Annotated in this window: 17 protein-coding genes; 3 read left to right on the top strand and 14 right to left on the bottom strand. The window is 68.6% G+C overall.

Annotation, left to right across the window (positions count from 1 at the left end; all coding sequences use genetic code 11):
- Positions 1–226: 226 nt before the first annotated feature.
- The 7 genes from ACIOTO_RS19500 to infC all read right to left on the bottom strand — a co-directional run bounded on the left by ACIOTO_RS19500 (position 227) and on the right by infC (position 5,508).
- Positions 227–1,189: a TAXI family TRAP transporter solute-binding subunit gene (locus ACIOTO_RS19500; protein ID WP_400859124.1), complete on the bottom strand. Its 963-nt coding sequence runs from the start codon at positions 1,187–1,189 to the stop codon at positions 227–229.
- Positions 1,186–2,562 carry a HAMP domain-containing sensor histidine kinase gene (locus tag ACIOTO_RS19495; RefSeq protein WP_029262483.1) on the bottom strand — a complete coding sequence of 459 codons (1,377 nt, stop codon included), beginning with the start codon at positions 2,560–2,562 and terminating at the stop codon, positions 1,186–1,188. The genes ACIOTO_RS19500 and ACIOTO_RS19495 overlap by 4 nt, the downstream gene beginning before the upstream one ends.
- A gap of 3 nt (positions 2,563–2,565) precedes the next feature.
- Positions 2,566–3,237 carry a response regulator transcription factor gene (locus tag ACIOTO_RS19490; protein WP_105710843.1) on the bottom strand — a complete coding sequence of 224 codons (672 nt, stop codon included), beginning with the start codon at positions 3,235–3,237 and terminating at the stop codon, positions 2,566–2,568.
- Between the two features lie 35 nt (positions 3,238–3,272).
- Entirely contained in the window at positions 3,273–4,085 is an 813-nt protein-coding gene (locus tag ACIOTO_RS19485) for an RNA methyltransferase (protein ID WP_091030501.1), read from the bottom strand.
- 84 nt (positions 4,086–4,169) lie between these two features.
- Positions 4,170–4,556, bottom strand: a complete 387-nt coding sequence (rplT, locus tag ACIOTO_RS19480; RefSeq protein ID WP_029262486.1) for a 50S ribosomal protein L20 — start codon at positions 4,554–4,556, stop codon at positions 4,170–4,172.
- Positions 4,557–4,591: 35 nt separating this feature from the next.
- Positions 4,592–4,786 (bottom strand): 50S ribosomal protein L35, encoded by a 195-nt coding sequence (rpmI, locus tag ACIOTO_RS19475; RefSeq protein ID WP_017828564.1) that lies wholly within the window; start codon positions 4,784–4,786, stop codon positions 4,592–4,594.
- A gap of 71 nt (positions 4,787–4,857) precedes the next feature.
- The gene (infC, locus tag ACIOTO_RS19470; RefSeq protein WP_081860006.1) at positions 4,858–5,508 is read right to left on the bottom strand and encodes a translation initiation factor IF-3; all 651 of its coding nucleotides are present in this window, start codon (positions 5,506–5,508) and stop codon (positions 4,858–4,860) included.
- Between the two features lie 231 nt (positions 5,509–5,739).
- Between infC and ACIOTO_RS19465 the strand changes: the two genes are divergently transcribed.
- On the top strand, positions 5,740–6,138 hold the full coding sequence (locus tag ACIOTO_RS19465) for a DUF1844 domain-containing protein (protein ID WP_029262488.1): 399 nt from the start codon (positions 5,740–5,742) through the stop codon (positions 6,136–6,138).
- 1 nt (position 6,139) lies between these two features.
- Here ACIOTO_RS19465 and ACIOTO_RS19460 read toward each other — a convergent pair whose 3' ends face one another.
- The 7 genes from ACIOTO_RS19460 to ACIOTO_RS19430 all read right to left on the bottom strand — a co-directional run bounded on the left by ACIOTO_RS19460 (position 6,140) and on the right by ACIOTO_RS19430 (position 10,974).
- Positions 6,140–6,553, bottom strand: coding sequence for a hypothetical protein (locus tag ACIOTO_RS19460; RefSeq protein WP_400859122.1), 414 nt, complete (start codon positions 6,551–6,553; stop codon positions 6,140–6,142).
- 23 nt (positions 6,554–6,576) lie between these two features.
- Positions 6,577–7,374: an SseB family protein gene (locus ACIOTO_RS19455; protein WP_029262490.1), complete on the bottom strand. Its 798-nt coding sequence runs from the start codon at positions 7,372–7,374 to the stop codon at positions 6,577–6,579.
- Positions 7,358–8,104, bottom strand: a complete 747-nt coding sequence (gene priA / locus ACIOTO_RS19450; protein WP_029262491.1) for a bifunctional 1-(5-phosphoribosyl)-5-((5-phosphoribosylamino)methylideneamino)imidazole-4-carboxamide isomerase/phosphoribosylanthranilate isomerase PriA — start codon at positions 8,102–8,104, stop codon at positions 7,358–7,360. The genes ACIOTO_RS19455 and priA overlap by 17 nt, the downstream gene beginning before the upstream one ends.
- Positions 8,105–8,207: 103 nt before the next feature.
- A complete protein-coding gene (gene hisH, locus ACIOTO_RS19445; RefSeq protein ID WP_262002624.1) occupies positions 8,208–8,843 on the bottom strand; it encodes an imidazole glycerol phosphate synthase subunit HisH in 636 nt (211 codons plus the stop codon).
- Positions 8,840–9,457, bottom strand: coding sequence for an imidazoleglycerol-phosphate dehydratase HisB (gene hisB, locus ACIOTO_RS19440; protein ID WP_400859120.1), 618 nt, complete (start codon positions 9,455–9,457; stop codon positions 8,840–8,842). The genes hisH and hisB overlap by 4 nt, the downstream gene beginning before the upstream one ends.
- Positions 9,454–10,539 carry a histidinol-phosphate transaminase gene (locus tag ACIOTO_RS19435; RefSeq protein WP_036303599.1) on the bottom strand — a complete coding sequence of 362 codons (1,086 nt, stop codon included), beginning with the start codon at positions 10,537–10,539 and terminating at the stop codon, positions 9,454–9,456. The genes hisB and ACIOTO_RS19435 overlap by 4 nt, the downstream gene beginning before the upstream one ends.
- Positions 10,540–10,605: 66 nt before the next feature.
- Positions 10,606–10,974: a LysM peptidoglycan-binding domain-containing protein gene (locus tag ACIOTO_RS19430; RefSeq protein ID WP_400859119.1), complete on the bottom strand. Its 369-nt coding sequence runs from the start codon at positions 10,972–10,974 to the stop codon at positions 10,606–10,608.
- A 290-nt stretch (positions 10,975–11,264) separates the two neighbouring features.
- On the opposite strand from ACIOTO_RS19430, the gene lexA reads away from it, so the two are divergent.
- Both lexA and ACIOTO_RS19420 read left to right on the top strand, forming a co-directional pair.
- Positions 11,265–11,951, top strand: a complete 687-nt coding sequence (lexA, locus tag ACIOTO_RS19425; RefSeq protein ID WP_029262496.1) for a transcriptional repressor LexA — start codon at positions 11,265–11,267, stop codon at positions 11,949–11,951.
- A gap of 21 nt (positions 11,952–11,972) precedes the next feature.
- Positions 11,973–13,838, top strand: a complete 1,866-nt coding sequence (locus ACIOTO_RS19420) for a prolyl oligopeptidase family serine peptidase (RefSeq protein ID WP_400859117.1) — start codon at positions 11,973–11,975, stop codon at positions 13,836–13,838.
- The last annotated feature ends 3 nt before the right edge of the window (positions 13,839–13,841 follow it).

The raw sequence follows: 13,841 nt of genomic DNA, 5'->3' as shown, positions 1-13,841 counted from the left end.
GGTCTCCAGGCGCCTCGGTGAGATTTACACGTTCGTAATCACCTGATCGCGGTACCAATGCTGCTTTGCACGGGTACCCCACGGCCCGCCCCCACGGGCCGCGGGATCGTCCTGCGGCCTCGCCCCCCAGCGACAGCGGAGCTGCAGGATCCGATCGCGCGCGATCGACCTCACACTGGCAGAGCCGAGGGCCCGGTGTCAGACTTCTTGAGGATTTCTTGAGCAGTCAGCCGCGCAGGTCCCGGTAGTACTCGACCGCGCCCGGATGCAACGGAACCGGGCCGGTGAAGATCGCCGATCGACGATCCAGCAGCGCGGCGGTCGGGACCTCCCCCGCGATCCGCAAGCGGGCATCGAACAGTCCGGTCAGGATGTCGCGCGCGACGCCGTCCGGGGTCGAGGAACTCGTGACGAGGTAGTTCGGCACGGCCATGGTCGGCGCCGAGGCCGCGATGCCGTAGGTGCCGGCGGGGACATCGGCGGGTCGATAGGCATCCGAGTAGCGGTCGTTCACCTCGTTCACCCAATCCTGCTCGATCGGGAGCAGGCGCACGGACGTGGTCTGCGAGAGCGCCGCGATTCCCGGTGTCGGCAGCCCACCCACCCAGAAGAACCCGTCGATCTCGCCGCGCTCCATCGCGGCGATCGACTCCCCGAGGTCGAGCTGGGGATCGCGGACCGACCCGATGCCGACGCCGGCGGTGTCCAGGACGCGTGAGGCGATCACGTTCACCCCGGAGTTCTCCGCACCGAGCGACACGGTGCGCCCCTCCAGCTCCGGGAGACTCGATATGTCGGAGTCTCCGCGCACGACGACCTGCACGTACTCGTCGTAGAGACGCGCCAGAGCCCGCACCTGGAGGGGCGCGTCGAAGGCACCGGTTCCCGCCACGGCATCGGCTGCCGCATCGCCCTGCGCGAAGCCCAGCAGCGCCTCACCGGAGTCCACGCGCAGCAGGTTGTCCACGGACCCGGCCGTCTCCTGCCCGACGATCCTGATGTCCAGGTCTGCAGAGAGCGCCTCGGCGAGATGGCTCCCGTAGTCGTAGTAGACCCCCGTGGGGCCGCCCGCCGCGATCGCGTACTCGGCGTCGGTCCACTCGCTCGCGCGCTGGCTGCATGCGGTGAGCGCCCCGAGCAGCAGGACCGAGAGGATTCCGGCGACCGCCCGCCGCCCAACGGCCATCATGGGGTCGTCCTGTCGGGGAGCAGCAGCACGACCTCGAGTCCACCGCCGTCGGCCGCTGCCACAGCCACCTCGCCGCCGACCGTCGCCAGCAGGTCGCTCGCGATCGCGAGTCCGAGTCCGGAGCCCGGCGTGTCCGCGCTCTCGGCGCTCCGCCAGAACCTGTCCGTCGCCGCCGCCGCCTGCTCGGCGGAGAGCCCCGGACCATGATCGCGGACCGTGATCCGACAGACGTCTCCCTCGCGATGCGCTCCGATGCCGATCCACGCGCCGTCCGGCGAGAACTTCACGGCGTTGTCGATCACGGCGTCCAGCGCGCTCTCCACGACCGTCCGGTCGGTCACGCTCATCACCGACGGGTCCCCCGCCGAACGCAGGGCGATCCCCCGCTGCCCGGCGACGTCGCGCCAGGCCTCGAGACGGCGGGCGGACAGAGTCGCAAGGTCGACGGCGGAGATCGTGGTGTCCACGCGCCCGCCGCGTGCGAGGCCGAGCAGTGTCTCGAGGATCCGCGTCATCCGACGCCCCTCCTCCCTCGTCTCCTCCACGTCGTCGCGCCACTCCCGCCCGAGCCCGGTCGCGAGATGCTCCACGCGCAGGAGCAGCGCGTTGAGCGGGTTGCGCAACTCGTGGGAGGCATTGAGCGCGAACTCCTGCTGCCGCGTCATGACGCGCTCGATCTCGTCGGCCATGCCGTTGAACACCTGCGCCATGCGGCGGAGCTCTGGTGGCCCGGCATCCTCGGGGACACGCGCGTCCATCTCGCCCCGCTCGATGGCCACCATCGCCTCGTCCAGCCGCCTCACCGGGGACAGCACCCATCGGGCGAGCCGGAAGACGAGCAGCACGCCCAGCGCGATCAGCACCAGCGCGATGGCGGAGATGATCAGAAGCTGCTGCACGATCGCGGCCCGGGGGGCGTCGACATCTCCGGCGACCAGCACGGCCCCTATCACGTCGCCGTCGTCGAAGACCGGCTCCGCCAGCGCGGCATCCGCCACCGTCCAGGGGAAAACGGCCGCCGGCTGCTCGGCGCGTCGCCCGGACAGCGCCAGCCGCACCCGTTCCGCGTCCTCCTCCGCGAGCACGGTCGAGCCATGCTCCCCCGCCGCCCAGGGGGCACCGCCGAGATCGAAGACCGTCACCTCGATGCCGTACACCTCCTCGAAACGGACGACCTCGGCATCGATCACGGCCGCGCTGCCCGATCGAAGCGCTTGACGCGCGCTGGTGATGAAGTAGCCGAGGTCGCCGAGCTGCTGCGTGTAGAACGACTGCTGCACGCTCCGGGCCGCACTCCATCCGGCCGCACCGCCCAGAGCGACCAGGATCGCCACGAGCGGGACGAGGAAGACGATCACCAGACGTCGACGCACGGCTCAGGACCCCACGAGACGGTAGCCGACGCCGCGGACGGTCTCGATCACACCGCGGGATCGAGTCTTCTTCCTGATCGCACCGACGTGCACCTCGAGGGAATGCCCGAACCCCCGCCAGTCCGTGTTCCACACCTCACGGATGAGACGCTCCTTCGGAACCGCCACACCCGGATAGCGCGCGAGCACCGCGATGATGTCGAACTCCTTGCGGGTGAGCTCGATCGGCGCACCGTCGACCAGGACCTGCCGCCCGACGAGGTCGATCTCCAGCGAGCCCCCGAGGAGCAGCACCCGCGCGTCGGAATCCGGGCGCATCGGCCGCGAACGCCGGGTCACGGCCTCGATCCTGGCCAGAAGCTCGTGCACGTCATAGGGCTTCACCACGAAGTCATCGGCGCCGGCACGCAGTCCCTTGATGCGCTCGGCGACCTGGTTGCGCGCGGTCACGATCATGATCGGAACCTCGGAGCGTCCGCGGATGCGGCGGCACAGGTCGACGCCGTCCATGTCGGGGAGTCCCAGATCGAGGAGCACGACCTCGGTGTCAGCGCCGAGGAGAGCCAGCGCCGACGCCCCATCGGAGGCGCGCACGGTCGCGTAGCCCGACCGTGCGAGGAACGCTTCGAGCGCCCCAGCGACACGGTCGTCGTCTTCGACGATCAGAATCCTCATCGACCCTGTGACCCGCTTCCTTCGTCGGCCGGACGTCAGCCGACAGAGGTCGCCCGCTGTGCGAAGGCGCTCTCGTACAGGCAGACGCTCGCAGCGGTCGCCAGATTGAGGGATTCGGCCTTGCCGAAGATCGGCAGCCGCAGCACCTGGTCGGCCAGGGCGAGAGCATCGTCTTCCAAACCACGCGCCTCGTTGCCGAAGAGCCATCCGGTCGGCTCGGCGAGCACGCCCTCCGCCCGAGCCTCCAGCAAGTCGTCGCCCTTCACATCGGCCGCCAGGATGCGCAGGCCTGCGGCATGCGCGCGCTTCACGACGTCGGCGAGGTCTCCCCCGACCGAAACCGGGAGGTGGAACAGCGAGCCGGTCGTGGCACGCACGACCTTCGGGTTGTAGGGGTCGACGGTACGACCGGTCAGCACGACGGCATCCGCGCCCGCCGCATCGGCCGCGCGGATGATCGTGCCCAGGTTCCCGGGGTCGCGCACCTCTTCGCAGATCGCCACGAGACGAGGCGAGGCATCGAAGATGTCGCGCACCGAGGTCGGTGTCTGCTGGACGACGGCGACCAATCCCTGCGGAGTGACCGTGTCGGCCATCGCGTTCAATACGTACTCGGTGACGTACTCGACGTCGATGTCGGCGTCGGCGGCCTTGGCACGGATGTCCGGGTGCTTCTCCCACCCGCTTGGCGTCGCGAACAGCTCGACGATCGCCTCCGGGCGATACGTGAGCGCTTCACGCACCGACTGCGGACCTTCCAGAAGGAACAGGCCCGTCTCGGTTCGCGCGCTGCGCTTGGTCAGCTTCGCGACAGCACGGACTCGGGGCGAACGGGGGTTCTCCAGCACGTTCACAGTCTAGGGTCACCGCGGGTGCCGGATACGCGAAACGGGCGCCTCCCCGAAGGAAGACGCCCGTAGGAAGCGAGATGCTTACGCAGCCGACTTCGGTGCGTTGACGTCGGAGGGCAGAGCCTTCTTCGCCGTCTCGACCAGCGTCGTGAACGTGGCAGCGTCGTTGACCGCGAGGTCGGCGAGCATGCGACGGTCGACGGTGACACCCGCGAGGCCGAGGCCCTGGATGAAGCGGTTGTACGTGATGCCGTTCTGGCGAGCCGCAGCGTTGATGCGCTGGATCCAGAGGCGACGGAAGTCACCCTTGCGCTTGCGACGGTCACGGTACGAGTAGACCAGCGAGTGGATGACCTGCTCTTTGGCCTTGCGGTAGAGGCGCGAACGCTGACCGCGGTAACCCTTTGCGCGCTCGAGGATGACCCGGCGCTTCTTGTGGGCGTTTACTGCCCGCTTGACTCTTGCCATTTTCCTGTGTTCCTATTCGTGCGTTCGGGCGCGCGTCAGCGGCCGAGAAGCTTCTTCGCGACCTTGGTGTCAGCCTTCGAGAGCACCTGGTCCTGGTTCAGACGACGGGTGCGACGGCTCGACTTGTGCTCGAGGTTGTGGCGCATCCCGGCCTGCTGCTTCTTCAGCTTGCCGCTGCCGGTGATCTTGAAGCGCTTCTTAGCACCCGAGTGGGTCTTCTGCTTCGGCATCTTCTCTTCCTTCGTATGGCGCCTTCTCAGGCGACGGTGTCAACCCGCGGTGCGGGAGTTCTGGGGCGGATCTACTCCGCGGCAGCTTCTGCCGGTGCGTCGGCATCGCTCTTGGCGTCGCGGGATGCCTGCTTGTTCGCCGCGCGCTGTGCGTCGCGAACCGCGTTCTGCTCCTGCTTGGCCTCGGACTTGCTCTTCAGCGGAGCCACGATCATGACCATGTTGCGACCGTCGATGGTCGGGTTCGACTCGACCGTTCCGAGCTCGGCCACGTCTTCGGCGAACTTGCGCAGCAGACGCACACCCTGCTCGGGACGCGACTGCTCACGACCGCGGAACAGGATCATGGCCTTGACCTTGTCGCCGGCCTTGAGGAAGCCCTCGGCGCGCTTCAGCTTGGTCGTGTAGTCATGAGCCTCGATCTTCAGACGGAAGCGGACTTCCTTGAGGATCGTGTTCGCCTGGTTGCGGCGCGCTTCCTTTTCCTTCTGGGCGGCCTCGTACTTGAACTTGCCGTAGTCCATGATCTTGACGACGGGCGGCTTCGAGTTGGGGGCGACCTCGACGAGGTCGAGATCGGCTTCCTGCGCGAGGCGCAGCGCTGCCTCGATGCGGACGACGCCGATCTGCTCACCCGCGGGGCCGACGAGGCGGACCTCGGGGACGCGGATGCGCTCATTGGTACGGGGATCGCTGATGCGGAACTCCTTAGACGATGTGATTCGGCCACCGCGACGCTGTCTGCATCACGGGCGAAATCGGAATCGTCCCCACCCACCGGCATTCAGACGCCGGCTCCGCACCCTGCCTGCCGGGTCCGTCTTGCGAACGGAGCCGGTGGAGTGCAAGACCCGGTAGCCTTGAACGGCAAGCGCGGGTGGGAAGTGAATCCTCTTTCGATCCGGAGCATGACGCTCCGGAGCCCGCCAAAGTCTAACAGAAAGCAAGGCGAAGTGACGAACCAGGCACCGGACGAGGCTGCACGCGAGCGCGAAGAGCGCTGGGCACGTCAGGAGGAGGCTGCGTCGTCGGCCACTCGAGACATCGCCGACGTACCCGCGGTCGAGGTGATCACCACGGCGGCCGTGCACCTCATGAGCGCCGGCGCCGTCAAGCTCGGCCTCGCCGACGACCCCGACGCGGCGGCACAGCTCGACCTCGACGAGGCTCGCAAGCTCATCAACGCCCTCGCCGGGCTCATCACCGCCGGCGCCCCCGAGATCAGCGACATGCACGCGCGCTCGCTCCGCGACGGGCTCCGCTCCCTGCAGCTCGCGTTCCGCGAGGCATCGACGATCCCCGACCCCATCGGCAAGGGTCCGGGCGAGAAGTGGACCGGGCCGGTCAACTAGTTCAGGATTCGAGGACGATCGGATCCGCGGTCGAGGGGCCGCCGCACGGTTCATCCGAATGCGTCCACGAGATCGATTCCTCGGACTCGTGGATGAGCGTGTTCTGGGCGTCGAACAGGCGGATGTCGAAGCCGTCGGGCGTCGACATGTCGAACCCGAGCACCCACGTCCCGTCATCCTGAGGCGTCACGATGAACAGGTTGGTCGATGAGGTCGGCTCGGTACCCGGCGCCGGCGAGCACTCCCCCGCGACGCAGAACTGGACCGCCACCACCCCCGCTACGGCGCTGGTCTCGAGTGTGACGGCGTTCGTCCATCCGATCGCGGGGCAAGCCAGCGCGCAGCCCGAGCTGCCGGTAACGGCGCCCCCGAGGAGAGCAACGACAGCGATGGCGCGCAGGAGACCTCGGGACATGCCCCGATCGTAGCGAAGCGCGCTCAGACGCTGCGGCGGAGCTTCACCGTGAGCGAGTCCGCCAGGACGGCGATGCGGTCGTCCGACGCCCAGCGCTGAGCCAGACGCGAGAGCACGGCGTCGAGCACCTCGCGCTCCAGACCGTCGACGAGTTCCAGGACCACGATCAGCTCCGGGCCGCGCAGACGTGCGTCGGGGTCGCCAGACGCCACCGCCACGTCGATCACGGCCAGTTCGTGGGCCACACTCTCCTGGAGCGCGGTGTAGACCTCGGTGGAGAGGAAGCTCGGCTCCCAGGCATGCTCCTGGGCGATCGCCCAGACGGCCGGCCGCCGGATCACGAACTCCGTGTCGGCCGTCGGGTCGAGCACGATCAGGTCGGTGTCTTCGGCTGACGCCGCCAGCGCCGCCCGGAGCGCCTCCACAGGAATCGGGCGTGCCGTGGGATCCCACTTCTGCATCGCCTCGACGGAGGAGAAAACCGGCTGCACCCGCCGCCCGTCGGGAGCCGCGACCGTGACGATCGACAGCTCCTGCGTCTTGTCGACGGCGAGGCCGCTCGGCGCGACGCCTTCCTCACCCTTCTCGGCGATCAGAGGGATCAGCACGCGAGCCGAGCGGAAAGCGTCGACGACTTCCACCTGACTGCCTTCGCCGGCGCGGAAGCGCAGCAGTGCGGCCAGCAGCGCCGGGTCGGCCGAGCCGTCGTCCGCCGCGTGCGGATTCGACTCGAAGCTGCGTCCCTCCCAGGGGACACCGGCCGAGTCTCCGTGGTTGTGCGACTCGGGCCCGCAGGCGTGGCCGTCAGTCTCCTGCGACATCCAGTGCCTCAGCCAGCGTGAACGCACCGGCGTACAGGGCCTTGCCGACGATCGCACCCTCGACGCCCAGCGGCACGAGTTCACGGAGCGCGGCGATGTCGTCGAGGTTGGAGATCCCCCCGGATGCGACGACCGGCTTCGGTGTGCGCGAGGTCACCTCGCGAAGGAGCTCGAGGTTCGGGCCGCGAAGCGTGCCGTCCTTCGTCACGTCCGTGACGACGTACCGGCTGCATCCGGCGTCTTCCAGGCGCTCGAGGACCTCCCAGAGGTCACCGCCCTCCTTGGTCCAACCACGTGCGGCGAGCGTGGTGCCGCGCACGTCGAGGCCGACCGCGATCGCTTCGCCGTAACGACCGATCACATCGGCGGCCCACTCGGGGTTCTCCAGTGCGGCCGTGCCGAGGTTGATCCGGGTGGCGCCGCTCTCGAGCGCCGCCTCGAGGGTCGCGTCGTCGCGGATGCCGCCCGAGAGCTCGATGCTGACGCCCTTGAACTGCTTGATGACCTTGCGCAGGATCGGCGCGTTGCTCCCTCGGCCGAAAGCGGCGTCGAGGTCGACGAGGTGGATCCACTTCGCGCCCTGTGCGGCCCACTCCCCTGCAGCGTCGAGCGGGTCGCCGTAGCTCGTCTCGGTTCCGGCCTCGCCCTGGGTGAGGCGGACGGCCTTACCACCGGCGACATCGACCGCGGGAAGGAGCGTGAGCGAGGGAGACTGCGCGAAGTCGTTCATGGGGTCCTTGGCTAGGGAAGGTCTGCAGCCCGGAGCGGGCACGAGAACCGAGGGTAGTCCGCCGGAGAGCGGGTGACAAAACGGATGACGTCCACGATGGGTGTCAGAGACTCCCGACCCAGTTGCGCAGGAGCTGGATGCCCGCCTCGCCCGACTTCTCGGGGTGGAACTGGGTTGCCGAGAGCGGACCGTTCTCGACGGCGGCGAGGAAGGGGTCGCCGTAGGTCGTCCAGGTCAGCACGGGCTCGGGGAACGGCGGGATGACGTCGAGCTCCCAGGACTGGGCGGCGTAGGAGTGCACGAAGTAGAAACGCTCATGTTCCAGGCCCCGGAAGAGCACGCTGTCTGCGCCGGGCTCGACGGTGTTCCAGCCCATGTGCGGCAGCACGGGTGCGTTGAGTTCGGTGACCGCTCCGGGCCACTCGCCGAGGCCCGCGGTGTCGTGCCCGCGCTCGACCCCGTGCTCGAAGAGCACCTGCATGCCGACGCAGATCCCGAGCACCGGTCGTCCGCCGGCCAGACGCCGGTCGATGATCTCGTCGCCGCCGTGTGCGTGGAGCGCGTCACGGACCGCCTGGAACGCGCCGACGCCCGGAACCAGGAGACCGTCGGCCTCCAGGGCGGCCTTGCGGTCGCGCGTCAGCACGGCATCTGCGCCGGCAGCGGCCAGCGCCTTGACAGCCGAGTGGACGTTGCCCGACTCGTAGTCGAAGACGGCGACGCGGGGACTCGCGCTCACAGTGCACCCTTGGTGGACGGGATCCCGTCCACCAGCGGATCGAGTGCTTTTGCCTGGCGGAACGCGCGGGCGAAAGCCTTGTACTCCGCCTCGGCGATGTGGTGCGGGTCGCGGCCGCCCAGCACACGCACGTGGACGGTCAGCGCGGCGTTGAAGGTGATCGCCTCGAAAGAGTGACGCACCAACGAGCCGGTGAAGTGCCCACCGATGAGGTGGTGCTCGAATCCGGCGGGCTCGCCGGTGTGCACGAGGTACGGACGACCCGAGATGTCGACGACCGCCTGCACGAGCGCCTCATCGAGCGGCACGAGCGCATCGCCGTAGCGGGAGATGCCGGACTTGTCGCCCAGCGCCTCGAGGATCGCCTGTCCGAGCACGATCGACACGTCTTCGACGGTGTGGTGCGCATCGATGTCCGTGTCGCCCGAAGCGCGCACGGTCAGGTCGGTCAGCGAGTGCTTCGCGAAAGCGGTGAGCATGTGGTCGAAGAACGGCACCGACGTGTCGATGCGGCTCGCCCCCGTGCCGTCGAGGTTCAGCTCGAGTTCGACGGTGGACTCCGACGTGCTGCGCACGCGGCTCGCGGTGCGCGGGGTCGATGACGGGGTGCTCATGATGCCGATCCTATCGAGGCCAGAGCATCGAGGAACGCGGTGGTCTCGGCCTCGGTGCCCGCGCTGACCCTGAGGTGACCGGGGATGCCAACATCACGCACCAGCACGCCGCGGTCGAAGAGCTGCTGCCATGTCGCACGCGGATCGGCGATGCCGCCGAAGAGGACGAAGTTCGACCAGGATTCGTGGGGCGTATATCCGAGCGCCTCGAGGGTCGCGGTGATGCGGTCGCGCTGTTCGACGATCTCCTCGACCATGCCGAGCATCACGTCGGAGTTGCGCAGAGCGGCGACGGCCGCAGCCTGCGTGAGCGTGCTCAGGTGATAGGGCAGGCGCACCAGACGCAACGCATCGATGAACGTCGGATCTGCCGCCAGATACCCGACCCGCGCACCGGCGAAGGCGAAGGCCTTGCTCATCGTGCGGGAGACCGCCAGGCGCGGGCGCCCCTCGAGGAGTGTCAGCGCGGAAGGCGCGTCGTGCGGTGCGAACTCCTGGTAGGCCTCGTCGACGATCACGATGCCCCGCGCCGCCTCGTAGACGGCTTCGACGACGTCCAGGCCGAGCGGGGTGCCGGTGGGATTGTTCGGGGTGCACAGGATGATCACGTCGGGGTCCGCGGTGCGCACCTGCTCCGCTGCCTCCTCCGGTGTGATCGTGTAGTCGGGCTGCCTCGTCCCGGGGATCCACCGCGCGCCCGTGCCCTGTGCGATGAGCGGGTACATCGAGTAGGTCGGCGCGAAACCGAAAGCCGTGCGCCCGGGGCCGCCGAAGGCCTGCAGGATGTGCTGGAGCACCTCGTTCGAGCCGTTGCCCGCCCAGATCTGCTCCGGGGTGAGGCCGTGACCCAGATACTCTGCGAACGACTCGCGAAGAGTGGTGAACTCCCGGTCGGGATAACGGTTCACATCACGGATCGCGAGCGCGATGTCGTCGAGGATGTCGCTCGCCACCGCGTCCGGAATGGGATGCGTGTTCTCGTTCACGTTGAGGGCGATCGGGAGCGGTGCCTGAGGAGCGCCGTACGGAGTCAGTCCGCGAAGATCGTCGCGTAGCGGGAGATCGTTGAGGGAGAGGGTCACCCTTCCAATGTTAAGCGGCACCCCGAGTCGATGACGCAAAGTTGCCGCAGCTCGGGCGCGACGGGATCAATCCACGTACTGGGCCGGGATGGCGAGCGTCTGGCCGATCTGGAGCTCACCGCCACGCAGCAGGTTCATGCGGCTGATCTCACCGATGACGTCGCGCGGGTCGGCACCGGGGGCGACACCGGTGGCGATCGACCAGAGAGTGTCACCGGGCATGACGGTCACGGTCTCGACGCTGACGGCTGCCGTGTCTGCGCCCGAGGCGATCGCACTGCCACCGCTGAGTGCGGCGAAGGCGATGCCGATCGCGAGCGGCACGGAGGCGAACCCCAGCAGCACGGCGCGACCGCGCGTGGTCAGACGGAGTCGCGTCGCAGGACGGGTCGACGCCGGAATGACTGCCGCGGTGCTGAAGCCGATGCTGCTCATGTGGTGCTCCTTAGCCTGTCCCGGAGCGGTGAAGCTGCCGGGGAAGTTGGCGTAGCGTTCGCATTCCCGCCTCGGCCGGGAGCCGTGAATGCGAAGCTACGTACCGAAGATATCTTCGAGTTCGAACATCTGTCAAGTTGTCTTCGAAACCGGATGCACGATTCTGCCGACACGCTCGAACAGATCTTCCAGATCGGGCCGTTTCTCGGATACGGTTTCGATGAGAACACCACACCACGGGCCTCCGACATTCGAAGAGCGACGTCGGAACACCGCACTTAAGGAGCACCATGAGCGAGAACTCGGCCCCCGAGTCGGAGGCACCGCGGACGCGACGCCGCAAGAGCCTGAGCCCCAAGCAGATGGCGATCCTCGAGGTCATCCAGAACTCCATCGCTCATCACGGCTACCCGCCGAGCATGCGGGAGATCGGAGACGCCGTCGGCCTGAAGTCGCTGTCGAGCGTGACCCACCAACTCGGTCAGCTCGAACTGAGCGGCTACCTGCGACGCGACCCCGGCAAGACCCGTGCCATGGAGGTCCTGATCGATCTCCCCGGCGCCAGCGGCGAGAACCCCGCCGACGTTGCGACTCCGGTCGGCGACGCGGCGCTCGTGCCCCTGGTCGGTCGCATCGCCGCCGGCGTGCCGATCACCGCCGATCAGCAGGTGGAGGAGATCTTCCCTCTCCCCCGGCAACTGGTGGGCAAGGGAGACCTCTTCATGCTCAAGGTCTCGGGCGAGTCGATGATCGACGCCGCGATCTGCGACGGCGACTGGGTCGTCGTGCGCTCGCAGAACAATGCGGAGAACGGCGAGATCGTGGCCGCGATGCTTGACGGCGAGGCCACGGTCAAGGTGCTGCGCCGTCGCGACGGCCACACCTGGCTCCTCCCCCGAAACTCCTCTTTCGAGCCCATCCTCGGCGATGAGTCCGTGGTGCTCGGCAAGGTCGTGGCGGTGCTGCGCGCCGTCTGACGTCAGCCATAGGCTCGATGCATGTCGTCGCCTCACGGTTCCTGGCCCTCTCCGTTCTCCGCAGCCTCCGTCGCGGCATCCTCCCCGCGCATCGACGGGGCGCGCTTCGTCGGCTCCGAGATCTGGTGGGGAGAATCCGTGCCCGCCGAGAAGGGGCGGGTCACGGTGCGGAGCTCTTCCGGAGCCGAGATCCTCCCCTCCCCCTGGGGAGCTCGCTCCCGGGTGCACGAGTATGGCGGTGGGGCATGGACCGTCGATCCCGCAGGCGTCCTGTACTTCGTCGATGCCGGCGATCAGCGCGTCCATCGACTGGTCGCCGGTGCCGAGCCCGTCCCGCTGACACCGGTGGGTCCCGCGCACGGCGGTCTGCGCGTGCAGGGAGGCCGTCTGCTCGCCGTGCGCGAAGATCTGTCGACCGCGCCGCATACCCGCGCGATCGTCGAGATCCCGATCGACGGTTCCGCCGCGGAAGACGCGTCCGGAGTTCGCGTGATCGCCGAGGGCGACGGCTTCTTCGCTCACCCCGCACTCTCGCCCGACGGCGGCCGCGTCGCCTGGATTAGCTGGAACCGCGGACGGATGCCCTGGGAGGCCGCGCACCTGCAGATCGCGCAGAGCGACGGCAGCGACGTGCACGAGATCCCCACTCGAGCGGCGTTGCAGCCCGAGTGGCTCAGCGAGACGGAGCTGATGTTCGCCGATGATCCGGACGACCGCTGGGGGCTCTACCGCCTCGAGCTCGACGGCGCCTCGCCGGTCGGCGCCCCGCGCGCGCTCAGCCCGGCCGACGCCGACACCGGCTACGGACTCTGGGTGCTCGGCAACCGCTGGTATCGGCCGCTCACCGACGGACGCATCGTCGCGACCCGCACGAACGGGCGCGACGAGGTCGTCCTGATCTCACCGGACGGTGCCGCACGCCCGATCGATATCCCGGCCGACGGCCATGTGAGCATCGACGATGTGGACGGGTCGCGCGTGCTGCTCTCCGGCAGTGGCTCCGGCGTGACCGCCGGCCTGTGGTGCATCGATGTGGAGTCCGGCGCGACCGTCGCCGTGCGCGGAGGTGAGCCCGTCGATGCCGAATGGATGCCGCGCGCTGTGCCGATCGAGGTCGACGGAAGGCACGGAGTCGTGCACGCCTTCGCCTACCCCCCGGCGAACCCCGACGCGACAGCCCCCGCCGACGAGCTCCCCCCGTACGTGGTGCTGGTGCACGGCGGACCGACCGCGCACGTCACCGGTGCGGCATCGGCAGCCAACGCGTTCTACACGAGCAGGGGAATCGGCGTGCTCGACGTCAACTACGGCGGCTCCACCGGCTACGGACGCGCCTACCGCGAACGCCTGGACGGCCGATGGGGCGTCGTGGACGTCGACGACGTGATCGCCGCCGCACAGGGCCTCGCGGATGCCGGCCTCGCCGACCCGTCCCGCATCGCCATCCGCGGTGGATCCGCAGGCGGCTGGACGGTGCTGTCCGCGCTCGTGCGTGGCGGGGCCTTCGCCGCGGGGATCAGCCGCTACGGCGTGGCCGATCTGCGGATGCTGGTCGCCGAGACGCACGACTTCGAGGCGTCGTACATCGACGGTCTCGTGGGGCCTCTCCCCGAGTACGAGCACATCTACGTCGAACGGTCACCACTCACCCACGCGGATCGCATCGGAGTCCCCGTGCTGCTGCTGCAGGGCGGAGAAGATCGAGTGGTCCCGCCCTCGCAGTCCGAGGCGATCAGAGACGCGCTGGCCGCCCGGGGCGTCGACCACGAGTATGTCCTCTACCCCACTGAGGGGCACGGGTTCCGCAGTGCCGACACGATCATCGACGCGCTCGAGCGTGAACTGATCTTCCTCGGCCGCGTGTTCGGCTTCGAGCCGACGCTGTGACGA

The organism is Microbacterium sp. NPDC087592 (assembly GCF_044743585.1).
Lineage (GTDB): Bacteria > Actinomycetota > Actinomycetes > Actinomycetales > Microbacteriaceae > Microbacterium.
The sequence above is the reverse complement of the archived record's forward strand: the minus strand, read 5'-3'. Positions and strand labels throughout refer to the sequence as shown.